Annotated in this window: 19 protein-coding genes; 12 read left to right on the top strand and 7 right to left on the bottom strand. The window is 35.5% G+C overall.

What is annotated here, in order from left to right:
- Positions 1-45 precede the first annotated feature (45 nt).
- Positions 46-999 (top strand): helix-turn-helix transcriptional regulator, encoded by a 954-nt coding sequence (locus tag RHP76_RS09255; RefSeq protein WP_062674073.1) that lies wholly within the window; start codon positions 46-48, stop codon positions 997-999.
- 160 nt (positions 1,000-1,159) lie between these two features.
- On the opposite strand, the gene RHP76_RS09250 is transcribed toward RHP76_RS09255, so the two are convergent.
- Entirely contained in the window at positions 1,160-1,651 is a 492-nt protein-coding gene (locus RHP76_RS09250; protein ID WP_062674075.1) for a DinB family protein, read from the bottom strand.
- 169 nt (positions 1,652-1,820) lie between these two features.
- Here RHP76_RS09250 and RHP76_RS09245 point away from each other — a divergent pair, with 169 nt between their 5' ends.
- From RHP76_RS09245 to RHP76_RS09220, 6 genes are all read left to right on the top strand, one after another.
- On the top strand, positions 1,821-2,405 hold the full coding sequence (locus RHP76_RS09245; RefSeq protein ID WP_216444011.1) for a hypothetical protein: 585 nt from the start codon (positions 1,821-1,823) through the stop codon (positions 2,403-2,405).
- A gap of 345 nt (positions 2,406-2,750) precedes the next feature.
- Entirely contained in the window at positions 2,751-5,171 is a 2,421-nt protein-coding gene (locus RHP76_RS09240) for a TonB-dependent receptor plug domain-containing protein (protein ID WP_311230029.1), read from the top strand.
- Positions 5,172-5,351: 180 nt separating this feature from the next.
- Positions 5,352-5,921 (top strand): cob(I)yrinic acid a,c-diamide adenosyltransferase, encoded by a 570-nt coding sequence (locus tag RHP76_RS09235; protein WP_041461407.1) that lies wholly within the window; start codon positions 5,352-5,354, stop codon positions 5,919-5,921.
- Positions 5,911-6,558 carry a thiamine diphosphokinase gene (locus RHP76_RS09230; protein ID WP_311230257.1) on the top strand — a complete coding sequence of 216 codons (648 nt, stop codon included), beginning with the start codon at positions 5,911-5,913 and terminating at the stop codon, positions 6,556-6,558. Before RHP76_RS09235 ends, RHP76_RS09230 begins: the two co-directional genes overlap by 11 nt.
- Before the next feature lie 179 nt (positions 6,559-6,737).
- Positions 6,738-7,613, top strand: coding sequence for a tyrosine-protein phosphatase (locus tag RHP76_RS09225; RefSeq protein WP_288443329.1), 876 nt, complete (start codon positions 6,738-6,740; stop codon positions 7,611-7,613).
- A 122-nt stretch (positions 7,614-7,735) separates the two neighbouring features.
- Positions 7,736-9,130, top strand: coding sequence for a type III PLP-dependent enzyme domain-containing protein (locus tag RHP76_RS09220; RefSeq protein WP_062674083.1), 1,395 nt, complete (start codon positions 7,736-7,738; stop codon positions 9,128-9,130).
- An 82-nt stretch (positions 9,131-9,212) separates the two neighbouring features.
- On the opposite strand, the gene RHP76_RS09215 is transcribed toward RHP76_RS09220, so the two are convergent.
- Entirely contained in the window at positions 9,213-9,872 is a 660-nt protein-coding gene (locus RHP76_RS09215) for an HAD family hydrolase (RefSeq protein ID WP_120232041.1), read from the bottom strand.
- A 212-nt stretch (positions 9,873-10,084) separates the two neighbouring features.
- On the opposite strand from RHP76_RS09215, the gene speB reads away from it, so the two are divergent.
- From speB to RHP76_RS09200, 3 genes are all read left to right on the top strand, one after another.
- The gene (gene speB, locus RHP76_RS09210) at positions 10,085-10,942 is read left to right on the top strand and encodes an agmatinase (RefSeq protein WP_062674087.1); all 858 of its coding nucleotides are present in this window, start codon (positions 10,085-10,087) and stop codon (positions 10,940-10,942) included.
- A 70-nt stretch (positions 10,943-11,012) separates the two neighbouring features.
- Complete coding sequence (locus tag RHP76_RS09205; RefSeq protein ID WP_288443567.1) at positions 11,013-11,855, top strand: bifunctional helix-turn-helix domain-containing protein/methylated-DNA--[protein]-cysteine S-methyltransferase; 843 nt, start codon at positions 11,013-11,015, stop codon at positions 11,853-11,855.
- A 427-nt stretch (positions 11,856-12,282) separates the two neighbouring features.
- Positions 12,283-12,891 (top strand): alpha-ketoglutarate-dependent dioxygenase AlkB family protein, encoded by a 609-nt coding sequence (locus RHP76_RS09200; protein WP_062674782.1) that lies wholly within the window; start codon positions 12,283-12,285, stop codon positions 12,889-12,891.
- Between the two features lie 173 nt (positions 12,892-13,064).
- On the opposite strand, the gene RHP76_RS09195 is transcribed toward RHP76_RS09200, so the two are convergent.
- From RHP76_RS09195 to RHP76_RS09180, 4 genes are all read right to left on the bottom strand, one after another.
- On the bottom strand, positions 13,065-14,924 hold the full coding sequence (locus RHP76_RS09195; RefSeq protein ID WP_311230028.1) for a CocE/NonD family hydrolase: 1,860 nt from the start codon (positions 14,922-14,924) through the stop codon (positions 13,065-13,067).
- A 237-nt stretch (positions 14,925-15,161) separates the two neighbouring features.
- Positions 15,162-17,930: an outer membrane beta-barrel protein gene (locus tag RHP76_RS09190; protein ID WP_311230027.1), complete on the bottom strand. Its 2,769-nt coding sequence runs from the start codon at positions 17,928-17,930 to the stop codon at positions 15,162-15,164.
- A 96-nt stretch (positions 17,931-18,026) separates the two neighbouring features.
- Entirely contained in the window at positions 18,027-18,446 is a 420-nt protein-coding gene (locus tag RHP76_RS09185; RefSeq protein WP_062674092.1) for an SH3 domain-containing protein, read from the bottom strand.
- 6 nt (positions 18,447-18,452) lie between these two features.
- Positions 18,453-18,941: a BON domain-containing protein gene (locus RHP76_RS09180; protein ID WP_062674094.1), complete on the bottom strand. Its 489-nt coding sequence runs from the start codon at positions 18,939-18,941 to the stop codon at positions 18,453-18,455.
- Between the two features lie 220 nt (positions 18,942-19,161).
- Here RHP76_RS09180 and RHP76_RS09175 point away from each other — a divergent pair, with 220 nt between their 5' ends.
- Positions 19,162-20,412: a dicarboxylate/amino acid:cation symporter gene (locus tag RHP76_RS09175; RefSeq protein ID WP_047434424.1), complete on the top strand. Its 1,251-nt coding sequence runs from the start codon at positions 19,162-19,164 to the stop codon at positions 20,410-20,412.
- Positions 20,413-20,418: 6 nt separating this feature from the next.
- Positions 20,419-21,141, top strand: coding sequence for a phytanoyl-CoA dioxygenase family protein (locus RHP76_RS09170; RefSeq protein WP_062674096.1), 723 nt, complete (start codon positions 20,419-20,421; stop codon positions 21,139-21,141).
- Between the two features lie 46 nt (positions 21,142-21,187).
- On the opposite strand, the gene RHP76_RS09165 is transcribed toward RHP76_RS09170, so the two are convergent.
- Complete coding sequence (locus tag RHP76_RS09165) at positions 21,188-21,958, bottom strand: netrin-like domain-containing protein (RefSeq protein ID WP_311230026.1); 771 nt, start codon at positions 21,956-21,958, stop codon at positions 21,188-21,190.
- Between the last annotated feature and the right edge of the window lie 8 nt (positions 21,959-21,966).

Below are 21,966 nucleotides of genomic sequence, written 5' to 3'. Positions count from 1 at the left end.
ATTTATAAGTAATACCTCAAAAAAGAATTTTAGCTTTGTTCCATCATGAACGATCACTATCTTAAAAAACTCGATAGGGTAACAGCTATCCTTACCCAGTTGCAGTCGAAACCTGTTGTACGCGCTCAGGATCTGGCTGAAAAGTTTGATGTAAGTATCAGAACTATTTACCGTGATGTAAAAACCCTGGAAAATGCCGGTATTCCTATTGTGGGAGAAGCTGGAAACGGCTATTCTTTAATGGAAGGCTATAAGCTTCCTCCGATTATGTTCACCAAAGAAGAAGTGTTAAGTTTCATTACCGCTGAAAAGCTGATGCAGAAATTTTCCCATCAAAGTCTGGGGAATCATTATCAGGCTGCGATGGAAAAAGTACGTTCTGTACTGAAATATTCTGATAAAAATCTGATTAAGAATATTGAAAAGCAAATAGATGTTTTCAGTTTTCATACAGATTCCGGAGATTCACTGAAAAACGTAATTCCTATTATCCTGGAAAGTATTGCGGAGAAAACCCAGCTCAATATCAGATATAAGACGGTAGATGGAAGAGTGAATAACAGAACCATTGAAACAGTCGGGATGTTTTTTGAATTTAATATCTGGTACATCATGGCATACTGTACCCTGAGGAAAGATTTCAGACAGTTTCGTATCGACAGAATTCTGGAAATCTCAAAAACACAGAATCCTTTCCTGCAGGAATACGGACAGGTAAATGATTACCGTAAAAAGTCAAATGGAAATAAAGTTAAAGCCAAACTTCTGGTTGACAAAAAGATCATGAATCATTTGGTAAATTCTAAAAAATACTATGGATTGATAGAAGAAGTAGAAACCGAACGGGGGATGGAACTCACTTTTGAAACAGAATGGATCAGTGATGGATTTCCCCGCTGGTTGATCACTTTTGCAGATTATGCTACAGTTCTGGAGCCGGAAAGTCTTCGCATCCGTTTGAATGAACTGCTTGTAAAAATGGTTGAAAGACATCAATAATAAAACCCCAACAAGACTGTTGAGGTTTAAAGACTTAATTGAGGCAAATAAATGAAATGGTTTAAGGAAAAGGCAGAATTGCAAAAAAGTCAATTTGTTGTGTCGCAAAAAAAGATATAAGTTTTGGTTACCCTTTCTGCAATTTTACCTTCTCAGTGCATTAAAATCTCTCCCAGAAGAAAGGGGGTTCAATTCCTAAAGCTCTCAGATAAACGTATCCTTGTCCACGGTGATGAACTTCATTATCTACAAAATAAAGAATGTTCTGATATACCGGAAATTCATATTGTCCGAATAAATTGAAAGTCTCCTGAAAACGTTCTTCAGAAATCTGATTGAAATAATGGTTGATCACTTCCGTTTCTTCATCCCATTTTTTCAAAATTTCTTCCTTGGTTTTCGGATTAAAAGCTTCTTCACTATAAGCTTCCATATTTCCTTCCACAATTCCTTTTAAAGCAGGCCCGCCAATGCTGATCAGTTCTACTGCCAGTTTTGCAAATGGTCTCATTCCGCCTACAGAAAATTCAAATAGCTCTTTTTCAGGAAAAGATTCAATCACTCTTCTTGTAAGATTTCTGTGTCCTTGCCAATCTTCTAATAGCTGTTCAGATGTCATGAATTGTTTCGTAGCTGTTGCTGTAGTTGTCATAATGTATTTGGTTTGTTTGTTGTTGATACAAAGGTAAGAGAGAGTTATGACAACAGTTTGTCAGTAGGATTTCGTATAATAAAAAAATATTTTTTTTTCTTAAAATATTGATCCCTACTTTTGCGTTAGAAGAAAAGTATATTAATAAAAAACCGCCATTATTAGAATTATGAAGAAGTATATTTTGCCTGTTATTACTGCTTTTTTATTAGTATCATGCAATAAGATAGAGGAAAAAATAGATCAGACCGTTCAGAAAACAACTGAAACTGTACAGCAAAAAACACAACAGGTGGTGGAAGAAACCGTAAAGAAGACGGTCAATGAATCTATCAATTCTTTAACCAACTCTGAGGATGTTAAGTTTAATACTGTTTTCCCAAGTACTGGAGCATCTATTGTTTCTGAAGAAAAAGGAAAGAAAATCAAAATTCCCGGAAGGCCTGAAGGATATATTTTTAAATATAAAGCTGATATTACAGTTTTACTTCCGTTTTTAGAAAGCCAGCCTACTTCTGATGAAAATAAATCTGATAAAACTGCCCGTAAGATCGATGGCCAGAATATCATTGATAAAATAAGTTTTATATCGAAATTTCTTCCTGACAATACTTTTGATACCCGTATTCTGGAAGATATTAAATCTGATAAAAACATTCAGTATTATAAACTGAAAAGATTTCCGAACAGTAGTACTATTATCTACAACCCAAAAAATCAGACCATCATACAATACGTAGAGGTAAATAAATAATTTGGATATGGCCGGTTTCTCCCGGCCATTTTTTATTTTCATTCATTTTTCAGTCATTGAGAGCTACAGCTAACCCATCTCAACCCATTGAAAATTACGTTTCAGAACGAATTAAATCATGTTTATTTCTGATGTTAGCTAATTAATTTTTTTATGCAAATGTGACATTAATGATTTATTTTTTTTCATGTTATTAATAAATCAATTTACGTTTCGTGTATTAATTTATGATTTAATGAAATGGCATAGTTTTCGCAAATATTAAATAAGATTGTTATTATATTTTTTATTTTTATGTTTAATGTTGATTTTTTCACTAGTTTTATTGAATAATTAACAATTAACATGAATGAAAATTTATTTAATAGAAAAATCTATGTCTTAGTATTAAGCGGAGCTGGTGTTATGGGATATGCTCAGGACAGCATAAAACAAAATAAAATAGATGAAGTGGTGGTTACCACGGGTAGAACAAAGCCCAGAACCATCATTACCTCAGCAATTCCTATTGATAATATTTCCGCCGTACAATTAAAATCCACAGGTCAGGTTACTTTTGACAAAGCTTTAACCTATGCTGTTCCCTCTTTTAATTCATCACAACAAACTGTTTCTGATGCGACAGCTCACTTTGATCCGGCAGATTTAAGAGGATTAGGACCTTCCAGAACCTTGGTTTTGGTGAATGGTAAAAGAAAAAATCAAAGTGCTTTAATTTATGTAAACGATACGCCGGGAAAAGGTGAAGTAGGTACAGATCTGAAAAGTATTCCTTCAGCAGCCTTACAAAACGTAGAGGTCCTGAGGGATGGAGCGTCTGCACAATACGGATCTGATGCTATTGCAGGGGTCATTAATATTATTCTTAAGAACAGTGTAGGGAAAAGCACTGTCAATGTTTTTTCAGGTATTACTTCAAAGGGAGACGGTTTTAATATCGGAGCAGATTTTAATACGGGAATCAAAGTAGCAAAAACAGGAAGTCTGAATCTTACATTCGGATTTTCCTCTCAAAATAAAACAAACCGCGCAGGTTCTGTTACAAAAGATGAACTTTTTGGCGTGGATAATGCCTGGACTCAGGCCAATCCCGGTTTAGGAATGATTATAGGGCAGCCGGAGACCAAAGTGGGCAATATGTTTGTGAATTTTGAATTGCCAACAGGTGAAACAGGCAAATTTTATGCTTTTGGGGGTACGACTTACAGAAATGGGACCAGTTTTGCTTTGTATAGAACACCTTATTGGGTAACTTCAGATTTTGGTTTATTAACTCCAAAAGGACAACCTTACAACGGATTTCAACCGGAATTTAAAACAGATGTTTATGATTATAATTTAACTTCCGGATGGAAAGGTATGTTTGGAAAATGGAGTTTTGATGGAAGTGCAACCTTTGGTTCTAATGCCGTAGATTATGCTGTAGCAAATACCATTAATACTTCTTTAGGAGCAAATTCACCAACTTATTTTAAAGCAGGTGGGCACCAGTTCAGTAACATTATAGGAAACGTAGATATCAGCCGGGATTTTGGTGCGCTTGTTTTAGGAGCCGGAGCTGAAGTACGTAATGAAAATTATCAGGCAAAAGCAGGAGAAGAAGCATCTTATATAGGAAGTGGTGCAGAATCTTTTCCAGGACTGCAGCCTCAAAATGAAGTCAATAAAAACCGTCAGAATATCGGAGCTTATTTGAATGCGGAATGGGATGTTACGAAAAACTTATTAGTTGGAGGAACGGTGAGGTATGAAAATTTCAGTGATTTCGGAAATAATGTTTCATGGAAAGGAAATGCAAGGTATAAATTACTAGATGATAAATTGGTTTTCCGTGGATCTGTTTCTACTGGATTCCGTGCTCCTTCATTACACCAGATTTATTATTCTAATGTTCAAACCAAAATTACAGGGAATACGGTTGCTAATCAGGGCACTTTTAATAACGACTCTCAAATTATAAGATCTGACCTTGGGGTACCTAAATTAAATGCTGAAAAAGCCTTTAACATTACAGGAGGATTGGCCGTAAAACCTTTTAAAAACCTTACTATTACAGCAGATTATTATAGAATAAAAATTAAAGACAGGGTACTTTTCTCTGGAGATATTGGGTACAAAACCGGTGCTCCGGGAAGTCCGGACCTAACAAACCCTGTAGAAGTAATATTAAACAATAATAAAATAACCTCTCTGAAGTTTTTCACCAATGCTGTGAATACGGTAACTGAAGGGGTAGATTTTGTAGCTAATTACTATACTTCTGCTATTGGCAAAGGAAAACTAGGAATTATTGCTGCTTTCAATTATAACGAAACTAAAATAGTAGATAATATTGCCGTTCCACCGATTTTGGCTCAAAATGGTTATTCAGAAAACTTTTTTGATAGAAAAGAACAATCCAGAATCATCTCTGCAAGACCAAAAACAAAAACGATTCTGAGTCTTTCGTATGACATTACCAAGTTTAATTTTAACCTTAATAATACATATTTTGGTTCGGTTACATGGCAGCATGCCACGGATCCTGCCAAAGATCAGACATTCTCTGGTAAAGTAGTTACAGACATCGTTTTAACCTATAAAATCACGAATGATCTTAAAGTTTCCGGAGTGGTAAATAATTTATTTAATATTTATCCGGATGTGATAGACAGCAAGGGAGATGTAGTGACAGATCTTGGAGGAAGATTCAAATATCCGTGGGAGGTCAACCAGTTTGGATTTAACGGAACCACTTTTCAGCTTAATGTTAATTACACTTTTTAATGTATAAATAAATAATTAGTGCTTTAATATAGGCAAAGTAACCCCAAAAGATATAAAAGCCATCTACGCAAATACTAACTGACATTAATTTCTAATGTCAGTTTTATTTTTTAAGATAGAACAGGAAGTTATTACTACATTTTACTTTTTACATTGTATAAAAAAAGGTATTTTAGTACTATGAAAATTTATACAAAGACAGGAGATAAAGGTCAGACTGCATTGTATGGCGGAACAAGAGTTTCCAAAGCCAGTGCAAGAGTAGACAGTTATGGAAATATAGATGAGCTGAATTCATTCATCGGAATTGCAAAAAGCCATATCGAAGATGAAGAAGTGTTGAGACAGCTGAAGAAAATCCAGTTTGATTTATTCACTGTAGGTTCAGAGGCTGCAACCCCTGTGGATAAGCTGATGCTTGCCAACGGGAAATCACGTCTTCCGATTATTATTTCAGAAACAGAAATTGAAGAGCTGGAACAATGGATGGATGCTTTTGATGAAAAGCTGGAACCGCTTCAGTATTTTATCCTGCCAGGTGGAGGAAAACCGGCAACTTTTTTACACGCAGCAAGAACCATCTGCAGAAGAGCAGAACGTTCATTGGTATTTCTGAATGAATCAGAAGAAGTGCGTCCCGAATTGATTAAATATTTAAACAGGCTTTCAGATTATCTTTTTGTATTGGCCAGATATATTTCAAAACTGAACAATGAACCGGAAGAATACTGGAATCCGAATGAGAGATAAGGCATTACTTTTCATCAACGGTAATGTTCCAAAATCATTACCCGATCCGGAAAATTATGGTTTGATTGCCTGTACAGACGGGGCTTTCCATTATTTAAAAAGAATGAGCTTTCCTTTGAATAAGCTGGATTTTATTTCCGGTGATTTTGATTCTCATTCCGGATCAGATGAAGATATGTATGAAGGGAAATTTATCCTTACGTTAGATCAGGAAAAAACAGATTTTCATAAAGCGTTGGAAATCATTCAGGAAAGAGGTTTTTCAGAAGTTGATGTTTTTGGAGGAAGTGGAGGCGAACAGGATCATTTTCTGGGAAATCTTACTGTTGCCTATGGATTCAAAGAGCAGATAAAAATAAAATTTTACGATGAATTTTCAGAGTATTATTTTATTCCCCATTATTTCACACTGAAAGGAGTTAAAAACAGAATGATCTCTCTTTATCCGTTTCCATCAGTAAATAATATCACAACAAAAGGTCTCAATTGGCCTTTGACCAATGAAAGTCTAAGCATCACTTCAAGAATAGGAACCCGGAATTTCGCTGTTGAAGATGAGGTTTCTATAGAGTATGAATCAGGGGATGTCTTGTTTTTTGTAGGGATCAAGGAGATTGAATATCCGGCAATTTATTAGAGTGATTATAATCAATAGAAATGGGCCTTACCCATTGTAAAAAAAGACTGTCGTTAAACAAAAATAACACCAATGTTTTTCACGAATGGAACTAATATCATATCCATAGGAATGGGCTTCAGCCCGTATAATAAAAATACAAGAATCCATTGGCTTCAGCCAAAATTTATTAAAAACCATTGAATAAACTAATCAAAATATCAGTTTTTACCATTTCATTATGCTGTATTTTCTCATGCAGAACACAGCATTTTGAAACACCCGAATATGGAAAAAATGAAACTGAAAAAGTAATTCATATCAAGAAAGTAATTAATTTCCGTACGGTAGGAAATATCAAAAATGCAGATGGAAGAACTTTAAATGAAGGAAAATTTTACCGGAGTGCCCATCTTCATAAGCTTAAAAAGAAATCTTTTGACGATTTTGAAAAACTCGGGATCAAAGAAATTATTGATCTTAGAAACTCAAAGGAAATTGCTGAAAAACCGGATCAGCTACCTTCAGAAACGGATTACAAAAAATATTCAGCGTTTGAAGATGAAGGAGATCAACTGGCTCAGGCCAAGAAGCTAGTTCTTAAAGGCAAAGTAAACGCTTCCGACGCAGATAAAAGAATGATTGATTTCTATCGTGAGTATGTGACAGAAAACCCGGAAACGATAAAAAAGATTATTACAGAAATTCTGGAGTCCAAAGATCCGATTCTTTACCACTGTACCGCAGGAAAAGACAGAACCGGAATTACCACCGCATTAATTCTTACCATTCTGAAATTTGATAAAGAGACTATTTACAACGAATATCTTTTATCCAATAATTACAGAAAAAATCTTGTTCAAAAAAGATTACGCCTTGCCAATACCTTACATTTCCTCTATCCTAAAATGGATTTACAGGTGCTGGAAAAATTGAGTTGGGTAGAAAAAAGATATCTTGATGCAGCTTTTGAGGAGATCAATAAAAAGTATGGTTCTACAGATGGCTATATTCAGCAGGTATTAGGGATTTCAGATGCCAAAAGGAATGAATATATTCAAAAGTTTACGTATTGATTATCAGAGATAAATTTCTACAAGATTCAATATTGGGTGTTTATTTAAAATTATAATAATTTTAACACCTAAAAATGAAAGTTTTTTAGCAATTTTGCATTTCTTAATTCACTTGTTTAGAAATGAAAATAAAGTACTCGGAACTTATTGATCAGACATTATATTTTCCTACGGAGGAATTTAATGTTTCTGAGAACAATTTGTTGTTTCACGACGTTCCACTCATGGACGTAGTTGAACAATTTGGCACTCCGCTAAAGATTAGCTATCTGCCGAGAATTTCTCAAAATATTCAGAAAGCAAAAAGCTGGTTTAAAGAAGCTTTTGAAAAAACCGAATATAGAAAGAATTATACCTACTGCTACTGCACAAAATCCAGTCATTTTAATTTTGTATTGGAAGAAGCATTGAAAAATGATATTTCAATAGAAACTTCTTCTGCTTATGATATGGATATTGTAAAGTCTCTTTATGAAAAAGAGAAAGTAGATAAAAATATTGAAGTTATCTGTAATGGTTTCAAAACTGATGATTATCTGGCAAAGATTTCAGATATGATCAACAGCGGTTTTGAAAATATTACTCCGATTCTTGATAATTACAGAGAATTGGATAAACTTACGGAAAGCATCGATTCTACCTTTAATATCGGAATCAGAATTGCATCAGAGGAAGAACCGAAGTTCGAATTCTATACCTCAAGACTAGGAATCGGATATAAAGATATCATTCCTTACTATAGTCAGAAGATCGCAGAACATCCGAATGCAAGATTGAAAATGCTTCACTTCTTCATCAATACCGGGATTAAAGATACTTCTTACTACTGGAATGAATTGTACAAATGTCTTCGTGTATATGCACGTTTGAAGAAAATCGCTCCTGAAGTAGATTCATTGAACATCGGAGGTGGTTTCCCAATCAAAACTTCTTTGAACTTTGATTATGACTATCAGTATATGGTAGAAGAAATCGTTTCTCAGATCAAAAAATTCTGTGAAGAAGAAGGGGTGGAAGAACCTAATATCTATACTGAGTTCGGAAGCTTTACCGTAGGGGAAAGTGGAGCAAATCTTTATAAAATTATTTCTCAGAAACGTCAGAACGACAGAGAAAAATGGAATATGATTGACTCTTCTTTCATGACCACTCTTCCTGATACATGGGCAATTTCAAGACACTTTATTATGCTTCCGCTTAACCGTTGGGAAGATACGTATGAAAGAGTATTCCTTGGAGGACTGACTTGTGACTCGGATGATTATTATAACTCAGAACAGCATACCAACGCAATTTATTTACCGGTCTTCAGTGATACAAAACCTCTGTATATCGGATTTTTCCACACTGGAGCGTATCAGGAAACCATCGGAGGATATGGTGGAGTACACCACTGTCTGATGCCTCAGCCAAGACACGTCCTGATTCAGAAAGATGAAAACGGTGAATTGCAATACGAAATTTTCCGTGAAAAACAGGAACCTGAAGATGTATTGAAACTTCTTGGTTATAAATAATTTTACAATCATAGAAAAGTCAATTGGCTTTAACCAAAACTTATAGAAAACAAAAGCTCTCAGATTCTGAGAGCTTTTTTATCTAAAAATATTTTGAAATTTTGTCCAGTTCCAGATCTTCATAATCAGAAACTACTGTATCTGCTAACGTGTAATCCTGATTTTTAGAATGTGGACTTCTGTATGCGGCACAGAAAATTTTTGCTCTGTGAGCTGCCAGAATTCCGTTGGTAGAATCCTCAATCACCATACAGTTTTCAACAGGTTCTCCGGCCATTTCTGCCGCCAGTAAGAAAACTTCAGGATGAGGTTTTGATTCTTTTAAATCGGCGCCGCTAATCTTTCCACTGAAATATTGCTCCAGTCCGAATTTTTCAAAAACCATATTGATGGTTACCATCGTTGCAGAAGAAGCCAGAATCAGCTTGACTCCATTTTCGTGGTAATGCTCGATCAGTTTTCTTACTCCCGGAATTAAGTCAAACTCATCATCATTATCAAAATAATCTTTGAAATGAGATCTTTTGATTCCTGCAATGGCTTCATAAGTCTGATCTAAATTAAATTCATTAATCAATGTCTCAGAGACTCTTTTGGTGGAAGCACCAGTAAAAGAGGTGTAAAGCTCCTCGGAAACTACAATTTCCAGTTCGTCAAAAGTTTTGAAATAAGCTTTTCTATGTAATGGTTCCGTATCTACAATGACTCCATCCATATCGAAAAGTACAGCTTTTAAAGGCATATAATGAGTTTTATACAAAAATAGCTATTTGAGTCGAGAGTGGAAAGGGAAGAGGTAACAGATGATAGGTTTTAGGTAGAAGATAATATACTATGAGTGGTAAATTCTGATCCTCATAAACTCTCCTACACTCTTACTCTCCAACTCATAAACTCTTTGTATCTTTGTGGTCAATATTTCAATTTTAAAACATTAAAATTTTTAAATAAAGCATGAGAACATACGCAGGAATTCCCGAGGAAAACGCAACGTTAGAGAATTCGAAAGTAATGTTGGTAACTGTTCCTTATGATGGAACTTCAACATGGGGGAAAGGAGCTGATAAAGGTCCGGAATTATTCTTAAACGCTTCCGAAAACATGGAGCTTTACGATATTGAAACTCAAACAGAACCTTACTTACAGGGAGTTTACTTAGCAGGAGAAGTTTCTGAAAATTCTTCACCGGAAGCAATGACGGAAGCGGTTTATCAGAAAACAAAAGAACTTTTGAACAATGATGGTAAATTATTTACTCTTTTTGGAGGAGAGCACTCTGTTTCTATCGGTTCTATCCGTGCGGTAGGAGAGAAGTTTGAAAACCTTACTGTTCTTCAGTTGGATGCTCACACAGATTTACGTCCTGAGTTCCACGGTTCTACTTCCAACCATGCTTGTGCAGTTTTTGAAGCAAATCAAAAGCATAATCTGGTACAGGTGGGAATCCGTTCTATGGATATTGAAGAAGCGCAATATTTACCTGAAGGAAGAGTATTCTTTGCTCACGAAATTGCCAACAACGAAAACTGGATCAATGATGTATTGGAGAAAGTATCAGGAAATGTGTATATCACAATAGATTTAGATGCTTTTGATCCTTCTATTGCTCCATCTACAGGAACTCCTGAGCCAGGTGGATTACAATGGTACCCAACTCTGGAATTATTAAGAAAAGTATTTGAAAAATGTAACGTAGTAGCATTTGACATTGTAGAATTGATGGATTCTCCAATGGCTAAGCCAACGGCTTTCCTTTCTGCGAAGTTATATTACAAAATGCTTGCTTACTACGATATTTATAACAACAACTAATATTCCGCAAGAATCGGATTTTTTCTGCCGTATATTCTTTGGAAATTTGTGAGGTAAAAACAATAATATGATGTCCACACAAAGTCAGATAGATTATAACAGAATTGCCAAGGCGATAGAATATATCCAGAGCAATTTCAGACTTCAGCCAAGTTTGGAGGAAGTGGCAGAGAATATTCACTTGAGCCCGGCTCATTTTCAGAAGATCTTTACAGATTGGGCAGGAACAAGTCCGAAAAAATTTTTACAGTTCATCAGTCTTGAACATGCTAAAAATTTATTGAAGGAAGAAAAAGCAAGTTTGTTTGATACCGCTTATGAGACGGGCCTTTCCAGTACCAGCAGGCTTCATGACCTGTTTGTAAAGATTGAAGGAATGTCTCCGGCAGAATATAAAAACGGAGGAAAAAGCCTCAGTATTCATTACAGTTTTTCCGAAAGTCCTTTCGGGAATTTATTAGTAGCTTCTACAGAAAAAGGAATTTGCTATATGGCTTTTGAAGACGATAAAGAAAAAGCATTCGGGGAACTGAAGCAAAAGTTTCCCAATGCTTCTTTTATTGAAAAACAGGATACTCTTCAAAAGAATGCACTGTCCATATTCGATAAAGACTGGACAAAACTCAGCACAATAAAACTACACTTAAAAGGAACCGATTTTCAGTTGAAAGTATGGGAAAGTCTATTGACCATTCCGATGGGAAAGCTGTCTACGTATGGCAGCCTGGCAGAAAAAATTGGGAATCCTAAAGCTTCCAGAGCTGTTGGAACGGCTATCGGAAGTAATCCGGTTGCATTTCTTATTCCATGTCACCGCGTGATTCAGTCTACAGGGCATCTGGGAGGTTACAGATGGGGAAGTGATAGGAAGCAGCTTATTGTAGGTTGGGAAGGATCCCATATTTACTCTTAAAATATTTTATCACAAAAGGCACAAAAGGAATCTACATTATTAAGTTTTGGCTAAAGCCAATGGATTAGATTTTTTTTAATGGGCTTAAGTTCTTTCCTATTGATATAGAATTCGTGTCATTTGTGAAAAACATTGGTGCCATTTGTGTTTAATGAAAGAATCTTTTGTGACTTTTGCGGTTGAAAAATATTAAATTTAAATTTCGACTAAAGTCTGTTTCTATTGATATAAAATTCGTGTCATTTGTGAAAAACATTGGTGCCATTTGTGTTTAATGAAAGAATCTTTTGTGACTTTTGCGGTTGAAAAATATTAAATTTAAATTTCGACTAAAGTCTGTTTCTATTGATATAAAATTCGTGTCATTTGTGAAAAACATTGGTGTAATTTGTGTTTAATAATAAAAACATTTAATTAGAAAACTATGATGAGTCTCTTCGAAGAAATATCAGATTATCCACTGAATATCCTTCCCCATGATGGAACTGTTCATTATTACGGTAAGGTTTTCTCCAAAGAACAATCAGATTTTTACTATGATTATCTGCTCAGCCAGATTCCGTGGGAAAATGATGAAGCACTGATTTTTGGAAAATTAATTTTAACTAAAAGGAAAGTAGCCTGGTTTGGAGAAAAAGCTTTTGAATATACCTATTCGAAACGAACAAAATATGCCCAATTCTGGACTCCCGAATTACTGGAACTGAAGAAAAAATGTGAAGAAGTTTCGGGCGAAACCTACAATTCATGTCTGCTCAATTTATATCACGACGGAAGCGAAGGTATGGCTTACCACAGCGATGGGGAAACAGATCTGAAGAAACATGGAGCTATTGCTTCTTTAACCTTTGGAGCGGAAAGAAAATTTTTATTCAAACATAAAACAACCAAAGAAAAGGCAGAAATATTCCTCGAAAACGGAAGCTTATTAATTATGAAAGGAACCACTCAGGACCACTGGCTTCATAGACTTCCTCCCACTACAAAAGTGAAAACACCCAGAGTAAACCTGACCTTCAGAACCATTGAAGAATAGTTTTTAAAAGAATATTTATCCACAATTTTTGTTTATTACCTTTATCAATAGAAGTGGGCTTTAGCCCACTTAAACAAAAAGAACAAAATCATCGGGCTTTAGCCAAAACCTAAAAACAAAAACTTCAACTCCTCAAAAATAAAAGAGCTGTTCAAACGAACAGCTCTTTCAATTTATTTTAAAACATCAGCTTCAATAGAGCTGTCGTTATATACTTTGATAAATGCCTTGGTGTAATCTTCTTTATTAGCAAAATTCGGGTTATCCATAAACTTTTGTGGATTGATGGCGAAAAGTGGGAACCACGTACTGCTGATCTGAATCTGGATTTTGTGTCCTTTTTTGAAGGTATGAACCACATCCTGAAGTCTGAAGTTTACAGCCGTCTTCTGGTTAGGAACCAAAGTTTCTCCCTTTTCTTTGGTATTTCTGAATCTTGCAGGCATGATCTCACTTCTTACCATCTGGTGATAGTTCCCATAGATAACACCTTCTTTCTTTTCTGCCGGCTTGAAATCTTCAGGATAAACATCAATTAATTTTACGGCAAAATCAGCATCTGTAGAAGTGGAAGCAATATTCAGTTTAGCCATAATCTCTCCGGCAAATGTAATATCATCAGTCAATACATCGGTAGTAAAAGTTAATACATCTGGTCTTCCTACAGCAAATCTCTGATCTTCTGACATATAATTTTTTGGAGTGAATCCATTAAAATCTTTTAAGTGATCTGAACTCAATACAGGATTATTAGGATCACTGTAATATTCAGAATAGCCTTGTCCTGATGATTTTTTCAAGGTTTTATCAGCCAGATAGAAATTCACTTTCTGAGCATTTCTCGGAGGGTAAGAAGCAAATTCTTTCCATTCTTTAGCACCGGTATCATACATCAGCGCTTCAGGAAGTCCTGCATCTTCTTTGGTATTGCCTTTCAGGTAATGATTGAAAAATTTTGTTTCAATATTTTTTTGGTAGTAAGTAGCAATACTATCTCCAAAATACGTTTCACTGTGGAAATGTTTTCCCTGCTCCTGAGACCAGCCGCCATGGGAAAAAGGTCCCATTACTATGGTGTTTTTAGCTTTAGGGCTTGTCTTTTCAATAGTTTTATAAATATTCAGAGGACCAGAAAGATCTTCTGCATCAAACCATCCTCCGACAGTCATTACAGCGTGGTTAATATTCTTCAGGTGAGGAAGAAGACCTCTTTTCTGCCAGAATTCATCGTAGTTGGTATGATTCATAATTTCTGTCATGAAGAAATTATTCTTGTAATATTTTTCATATCCATCTTTCAGCGTACCCATATCTCTGTAGAATTTCAAACCGTCTTCAGAAGTCTGTTTGATGAAAGAATCCATATACCATGCCTGCTTTTCCGGTTGTGTTTTCTGAACGCCAAAAACAGGAAATGTTCTGAAATAGCCTAGCATAAATCTTCCGTTGTGAAGGAAGTCGTCATTCCAGAAATCGGAAATCGGTGCCTGTGGCGAAGAGGCTACCAAAGCCGGATGCTGTGACAATGTTCCTACAGCAGTATAGAATCCCGGGTATGATGTTCCGAATTGGCCTACTTTACCATTGTTATCTTTCACATTTTTCAAAAGCCATTCGATGGTGTCATATGTATCCGTACTTTCATCAACATCTTTTTTGGTTTTGCGCTCTACCTGTGGAGTCATATTGGTAAAAGTACCTTCACTCATATATCTTCCGCGCACATCCTGATACACGAAAATATACTTGTCTTTCATAAGGTAAGTGTTGGGCCCTACTTTTGTTTTATATTCACTCTCTCCGTACGGGGCGATGCTGTAACAGGTTCTCTGCATCAGGAACGGATATTTGTTCTTGTTCGATATATCTTTAGGGATATATACCGCAGTAAAAAGTTTCACACCATCACGCATTGGAATATAAAATTCTTTCTTGGTGAAATTGTCTTTAACGAAGGTATCTTTCTGTTCCGTTTTCTGAGCTTTTCCAAGAATGAAAAAAAGAATACATAATACTGAAATATGGATTTTCATAAAAAAAATTTACCGCTAATTTAAAAATAAAAACATGTTTATTAATAATCTTGTTTAAAAGGTTGTTGTAAAAACCACCCCGTCAAAAATTCTTTGAATTTTCGCCACCCCTCCGGAGGAGGGGAATATTATATCTTCAGTTGTAACGGAGCTCAGGATTATATTTCAGGTTGCCCCATAGAAATAGCCGGAAAGATCCGGCCATTATCAAAATATATACAGAAGTATGATGTTGCTTTACTGCGTCTTTTTACCTGCAAATTTATTCAGTTTCATGCTGATGGAGAACATGATGTATCGTTTCAGGATAAGATCTTCACGGTCTTCAAAATAAGAATCGGTAATGGTTCTTCTCACGCTTTGATTTTGATTTAAAACGTCATACACCTTTACTTTTGCTGTAAACTGTTTTTTATAGAATGAATATCCAAGGCTGGTATTCCAGAAGTAGAAATCTTTTTTAAAGCCCGGAGCAATATTGGAATTGGTATTGTATTCAAAATCGTTTCCAAATACGAAATTGCCTTTCAGCATATAATTGGTCAGTTCAAGTTTTAATGACTGATTCGCTGTATTTACATTGGTTACATTATAATTGGTATAATTGGAGAAACTATATCCAAGTCTGTAAGAGGGCTTGATCGTCATTTTATCTTTAATTTCATAAGTAAGATTAAGACCTGGGTTTAGATTATAAGAATTGCTGGTGAAAGATTGTCCATCAATAAAACCGTTATTGTAAGCATAATTCATGGTGAATCTTGGATTGATAATTAGTTTATTATTCTTCCATTTCAATACTTTACTGAAACCTCCGCCGGCATTGATGCTTTTATTTCCGCTTACGTTGTCATAAGTGATCACCTGTTTTCCTGCATTATCATAGGTGGAAAAATTGATGATATCATTATTTCTGTACGTAAAACCAATATTGAAATAGTAGCTGAACTCTTTCACTTTATTATAATTATTGAAATATAAATAAAGATTGTTAGTCCAGGTATTTTTTAAGTCAGGGTTTCCCTGATAGGTAATCAAAGGATTGGATTCATCTTTATAAGGAGTCAGTTGTTCTGCTGTCGGAATGGTGAAGTTGGAATAGTTGTAAAAGCTTAAGGTTTTTCCTTCAGTCAGCTGATAGTAAAGGTTCACATTATATTGGGGCAGTACAAAATTTTTCTGAAGGTCATATTGCTGGCCGTTATAGTTTGAATTTACTTTCATATCTGAAATATCAAGATTCATGGAAGCCCAGAAATTCAGTTTCTTTTTGCTAATCTGGTAAGTCAACTCAGGAGATATCTGATTGATTCTTTGCTTCATATTGTTGGATAAAAGCTGATTGTATTTAGTATAATCTCCTGTTGTATTATCAAAATCATTTACATTTCTCAAATCTCTGGAAGATCGGGTTTCATATTTCAATTCAAAACTTACACTTGAAGAATCGGAAACAGGTTCTGTATATCCGGCAGTAAAATTGAAACTGCTGTTCTGATTTTTATTTTTGGCTAACTGATCCCTGTTGTCTTTTGTGGTTCCATTAGTTTGATAGAACGTATTTTGAGATTGGTTCAGGTTATCTCTTTTAGATTCAGAAATGGAACTGTTCATATTAGCGGAAACCGAACGTCCTTTTTTCCTGAACTTTCTTGAAAAATAGAGGTATGGATTGAATGAATTGCTTTCCGAGTCATTAGTTGAATAAGCATTACTTTCATTTACAAGTTTACCATTATTTAAAGTAGATGAACGTGAATTATTAAAATTGAAACTGCTGTTTTTCGTAAATCTTGGAGAAAGATAGATACTCGTCATAGAATCCAGCTTGATTTTAGCCGAAGTATCAAAGCTGTATTGTTTGGACTCATTTTCACCATTGCTTTCAGAATTGGTTTGAAGCGTGTAAGTAGGGAGAAGGGTAGATCTTGAAACTTTAGATCTTGTTTCCGTATTGGAATCGGAATGCATCAGGCTGAAGGAATCCAGATCGGCATCTTTTCCCAGCTTGTCACTGTAGTTTAACCCAATTGTTGTAGACCTTTGAATTCCTTTCGTACCGCCTCCCTGGTTATAGTAAGTCATATTTCCTACCGTTGAGACAGATCCTCCCTGCATCATCCAGGCATTCCGGCCATTTCCCATACTGTCAAAAACCTCATCTCTGGAGAATCCCTGAGAGTTGATATTATTGGAAGAAGCCAATAGGCTTATTTTGGTATCCCCTTTAAAATAACTCGCCAGTCCACTTGCTTCATACCGTTTATCTGATCCATAGCCAACCGTAAGTCTTGTCAGTAAACCTTTATTTTTCTTTTCATCAATATTAAAATTGATGGTGGTATTCTGAGATTTGGCTGCTTTTCCGCTGAGTTCTTCCTCCTTGGTTTTAGTGGTGGTGAACTGAATATTCTTAATAATATCTGCGGGTAAATTCTGAAGAGCAATTTTACCGTCTTTATCAAAGAAAGGCTTTCCATTGATCATGATCTGGTCTACTTCTTTGCCATTCACGGTAATCTTTCCTTCATTGCTGATTTCTACACCGGGGATTTGCTTCAGAAGCTCTTCAATTTTACTGTCTGGGCGTACTTTGATAGCAGCTGCATTAAATTCAATAGTGTCTTTTTTAATTTTTACGGGTGAAACGGTGATTTTTACTTCATCAATTTTATTTACAATACCTTGCTTCTCCAGCTGAATATCTCCCAGAGATAGCGACTGATCTATTTTTTCGAATTTTTTTGAATAGGAAGATAATTTATCAGCATCAATTTTGAGAATGGAAGGTTCTTTCATATCATCAATCTTCAGCGAGAATTTCCCTTCCCTATTGGTTGCCGTATAATTGATAATGGATGAATCTTTTTGTTTCAAAAGATATACGGTGGCATTTTCTATCGCTTTCTTTTCGGAATCGGATATTTTTCCGTCAATGTGTAACTTTTGGGCGTGCAGAATAATGACAGTGAACATCAAAGTCAATAGCAACAGAGTTTTCTTCATTAGTTTTTTTTTCAGAGCCGTAAAAATATAAAAACATCCCAAAGTTGGGATGTTTCTATGCTTTTTTTGTGAAAATTTATTATTTTTTAATAAAAATTATGCTCTTAAATATCTTGAGTAAGCATATCCTTCCTGGCCGTCAGCATTTTTTACTTTCCACCAGTCATCAGAAGTTTGCTCAATAAGAGTTACAGAAGAACCTTTTGCAGCTTTACCTACAACGGCAGCTTCAGTAGAAGGTTCCTGTCTGATGTTAAGATTAGATTCTTCAGTAGCCACTGTTAAAGAAGCACCTGAAGCCAAACCTGCAACCTGTACATCAATATTGATATCTGAAGCAGAATAAGTAGAATCAATAGCTCCCAGAGCATTCCATACAGCATCTTTAGCTGCAGTATTGGAAGCATTTCCGGAAACATAAAGAATTCCGTCCTGCTCCTGAACCTGAAGATTGGAGATCCCTGCAGACTGTGCCGCTGAAACTACACTTGAATATTTATCTTGTAATTGGCTCATCTTAAATTATTTTACGATTAGGTTGTTGTTATACTTTCCGATTTTCAAAGCATCTACAGATTCCTTGATTTTTCTGGCCTGTAAAGCAGAAACATTTCCTGTAAGAGTAAGCTGTCCGTTAACAACTTCCACTTTTACAGAAGGGAAATCCTTCACTGCATCCTGAACTTTTTTCTGAACAGCAGGATCTACAGCAGATGCCGTTTCAACTGGTGCTGCAGGTGCAGGAGCTGCTACGGTAGACATATCCATTACGTCTTTTACTCCGCTGATGGCTTTTAATTTAGCAATCATTGCGTCTTTAGACTGTTGATCTGCGAAAGTACCGCTTAAGTGAGCTACACCTTCTTTTACTTCAACAGAAGCATTGGGATTAGAAGTTACTATAGTTGTAGCCTGAGTCTGAAGGTCGGCATCAGAAACTTTCTTTTTACAAGAAATAGCACCGAAAGATACAGCTACAGCTAATGCAGCCATTGCAATAGTTTTTTTCATATTGTATATTTATTAATGTTGTTATACACTCAAATGTAATAATAAAATTTGTACCAAAAGAATAAAAAGTCAATAAATGTTTCTTAATTTTTTTACAATATTTTCTAAACCAGGGTTTTAATTTTTGGGGATTAAAAACTTAATGTAAAATTCAACTCTATAGAAGAAAATCGTCTGCCAATTGAAAAACCATTATATTTGCGCAAATTGAACTATATATATGAAAGGACAGAATAAACTTTTTATAGCAATTATCATTGCCCTTCTTCTGGGAGTAGGAATCGGAGGTATTGTACACGTGAGCTATCCGGATAGTGCAGAACCCTTTTCTAAAAACATAAAACTGTTGGGAACGGTTTTTATCAGATTGGTACAGATGATTATTGCTCCATTGGTTTTTACGACATTAGTAGTAGGGATTGCCAAAATGAGTGATATCAAAATGATTGGAAGAGTAGGTACAAAAGCCATGCTTTGGTTTATTTCAGCTTCTCTGATTTCCCTTTTTATCGGGTTGATCCTTGTTAACTGGCTGGAGCCGGGACATGTTACCAAATTACCAATTCAGGATGTCGCTTCTGCTGACGAACTTCTTAAAAGCAGCAAAAGTTTTTCCATGGAAGATTTCGTAAAACACATGATTCCTAAAAGTTTATTTGAAGCCTTCGCTACCAACGAAGTACTGCAAATTGTTGTATTTGCGGTAATGTTTGGAGTTGCTTTGGCTAATCTGGGAGAAGAATATGCTAAACCAGTTGTGAAACTATTTGATATTATTGCGCATGCTATTCTTAAAATGGTAGGCTATATCATGTGGTTTGCTCCTCTTGGAGTACTGGGAGCTATTGCAGCCGTAGTGGCCACCAATGGTTTTGAAATTTTTAAAGTATATGCTATTTATTTAAGAGACTTCTTCTTTGCTATAGGAGTTCTTTGGCTGGTCCTTTTACTGGTAGGATATTTCATCCTAGGAAACCGTCTTTTTGACCTTTTAAAAAGAATTAAAGAGCCTTTGCTAATTGCTTTCTCTACAACAAGTTCAGAAGCAGTATTCCCGAAATTGGTGGAAGAACTGGAGAAATTTGGGTGTAACAGTAGAGTAGTATCTTTTATTTTACCTTTAGGATATTCATTCAACCTGGACGGAAGTATGATGTACATGACATTTGCTTCAATCTTTATTGCTCAGATCTACGGAATCGAAATGACCCTTGGACAGCAGATCACTATGCTTTTGGTACTAATGCTTACGTCAAAAGGGATTGCAGGAGTTCCAAGAGCTTCTCTGGTAATTATTGTGGCAACATGTTCAATGTTTGGTATCCCGCCGGAAGGTATTGCTTTGATTTTACCAATTGACCATTTCTGTGATATGGGTAGAAGTATGACGAACGTACTTGGAAATACGCTGGCAACCACAGCAGTTTCAAAATGGGAAGGGCAGTTAACTGAACCATTAGACAAAATTTAAATATCAATGAGTTTAAACAACTTAGAAAATCATAAAAGCCATATTGAAAAATATGGCTTTGCTGTTATCAATGATGTGTTTTCGCAGAAAGAACTGGAAGACATCAATGTTGTTCTGCAAAATATAGACACTTCAAAAGAAAATTTTAGAAAGTCTGAAGACCTTTTTGCTATCAGACAGTTTTTAAAGGAAGTTCCGGAAATCAAAGATCTTGTGTTTAATGAAAACATCAGGAAAGTGATAAAGGAAATTTTTGGAGAAAAATATTTTGTGGTTAAAAGTATCTATTTTGATAAGCCTGAAACCTCCAACTGGTACGTGGCCTATCATCAGGATCTTACTATTTCTGTGGATAAGAAGTTGGAACTCGCTAATTTCGGACCTTGGACCACCAAACAAAATCAGTTTGCGGTACAGCCTCCACTTAATGTTTTGGAAAATATCTACACCATCAGAATCCATCTGGATGATACCGATGAAAACAACGGAGCGCTGAAAGTGGTTCCAAAGTCTCATGCAAAAGGCATTTACAGACCGGAAACCATCGACTGGACAGTTGAAACCGAAGAAATCTGCAACGTAGAAAAAGGGGGAATTATGCTGATGAAACCTTTAACGCTTCATGGTTCCAACCGAACCACCAACGGAAAGAAAAGAAGAGTCATCCACATCGAATTTTCTGATATGGAACTTCCGGAAGTCCTGCAATGGTCGGAAAGAATGAATTGAAAAATAAACCCTTCGTCAAAATTCTGAAGAAGGGTTTATTTTAGTATTAATCACAGGAGATGATTTCACCATACGGCTTGTCTATATTTTCTTTATGATAGGAGAGAAATAGCAGGCCTTCTTTAGGGTTGGGATCCCAGAAAGATGTTGGTGTGGAGACTTTCATCTTTGTTTTCAGTATATTTTCAATCATACTATCCTTACTTCCAAAAGTTGTAACAGGAGTAATTTCCTGAATTTTTGATGTATCATCTATTTTTACTTTATAGATAGCAAAAGACTGCTTAGGCTTGAATCCACTGATCTTTGATAAATCAGATCTATATTCGGTTCGGGTTTCATCATAGCAACGGGTAAACTGTAAGCCTATAAACCTGAATGTATTATTATTTAAATAAGTAAAGGCTTTTTCCAGATTTCTAAGCCACGATTTTTCATCTTTTGTTGGTTTATTTTCCAGTTTTGATTTTGGAGTACAGGATGAAATGGAATAGGTGTTATTGTATTGGTTTAAAAAGATCAGATATCTTTCATTGGGCAGGACATCAATTTCACAAGCTCCGGAATAGGAATTTCCAATGAGTCCTCTCACATTCATTGTTTTGAATGTTTTAGCTCCCTTATATACTTTTTCAATTTCAATATCTGCTTTATAGGATCTTTGCTCAGTATTTTCGTCATATACTTTCAAAATTTTGATAATACCTACAAATTCAGAATTTTGATAATTGTGTGCTAAGGTTTCATATACACATTTACAAGCTGAAACTTTTATAATACTTAAAAGTAAAAAGAGTAGTAATGATAATTTTTTCATAGGTGTTG

This window comes from Chryseobacterium sp. SG20098 (genome assembly GCF_031844745.1).
GTDB classification, from domain to species: Bacteria; Bacteroidota; Bacteroidia; order Flavobacteriales; family Weeksellaceae; genus Chryseobacterium; species Chryseobacterium cucumeris.
The sequence above is the reverse complement of the archived record's forward strand: the minus strand, read 5'-3'. Positions and strand labels throughout refer to the sequence as shown.

Excerpts from the sequence above, each read along its gene's own strand:
- RHP76_RS09255 (WP_062674073.1), top strand. The coding sequence starts at position 46 with ATGAACGATCACTATCTTAAAAAACTCGATAGGGTAACAGCTATCCTT.
- RHP76_RS09250 (WP_062674075.1), bottom strand. The coding sequence starts at position 1,651 with ATGACAACTACAGCAACAGCTACGAAACAATTCATGACATCTGAACAG.
- RHP76_RS09245 (WP_216444011.1), top strand. The coding sequence starts at position 1,821 with ATGAAGAAGTATATTTTGCCTGTTATTACTGCTTTTTTATTAGTATCA.
- RHP76_RS09240 (WP_311230029.1), top strand. The coding sequence starts at position 2,751 with ATGAATGAAAATTTATTTAATAGAAAAATCTATGTCTTAGTATTAAGC.
- RHP76_RS09235 (WP_041461407.1), top strand. The coding sequence starts at position 5,352 with ATGAAAATTTATACAAAGACAGGAGATAAAGGTCAGACTGCATTGTAT.
- RHP76_RS09230 (WP_311230257.1), top strand. The coding sequence starts at position 5,911 with ATGAGAGATAAGGCATTACTTTTCATCAACGGTAATGTTCCAAAATCA.
- RHP76_RS09220 (WP_062674083.1), top strand. The coding sequence starts at position 7,736 with ATGAAAATAAAGTACTCGGAACTTATTGATCAGACATTATATTTTCCT.
- RHP76_RS09215 (WP_120232041.1), bottom strand. The coding sequence starts at position 9,872 with ATGCCTTTAAAAGCTGTACTTTTCGATATGGATGGAGTCATTGTAGAT.
- speB (WP_062674087.1), top strand. The coding sequence starts at position 10,085 with ATGAGAACATACGCAGGAATTCCCGAGGAAAACGCAACGTTAGAGAAT.
- RHP76_RS09205 (WP_288443567.1), top strand. The coding sequence starts at position 11,013 with ATGTCCACACAAAGTCAGATAGATTATAACAGAATTGCCAAGGCGATA.
- RHP76_RS09200 (WP_062674782.1), top strand. The coding sequence starts at position 12,283 with ATGAGTCTCTTCGAAGAAATATCAGATTATCCACTGAATATCCTTCCC.
- RHP76_RS09195 (WP_311230028.1), bottom strand. The coding sequence starts at position 14,924 with ATGAAAATCCATATTTCAGTATTATGTATTCTTTTTTTCATTCTTGGA.
- RHP76_RS09190 (WP_311230027.1), bottom strand. The coding sequence starts at position 17,930 with ATGAAGAAAACTCTGTTGCTATTGACTTTGATGTTCACTGTCATTATT.
- RHP76_RS09185 (WP_062674092.1), bottom strand. The coding sequence starts at position 18,446 with ATGAGCCAATTACAAGATAAATATTCAAGTGTAGTTTCAGCGGCACAG.
- RHP76_RS09180 (WP_062674094.1), bottom strand. The coding sequence starts at position 18,941 with ATGAAAAAAACTATTGCAATGGCTGCATTAGCTGTAGCTGTATCTTTC.
- RHP76_RS09175 (WP_047434424.1), top strand. The coding sequence starts at position 19,162 with ATGAAAGGACAGAATAAACTTTTTATAGCAATTATCATTGCCCTTCTT.
- RHP76_RS09170 (WP_062674096.1), top strand. The coding sequence starts at position 20,419 with ATGAGTTTAAACAACTTAGAAAATCATAAAAGCCATATTGAAAAATAT.
- RHP76_RS09165 (WP_311230026.1), bottom strand. The coding sequence starts at position 21,958 with ATGAAAAAATTATCATTACTACTCTTTTTACTTTTAAGTATTATAAAA.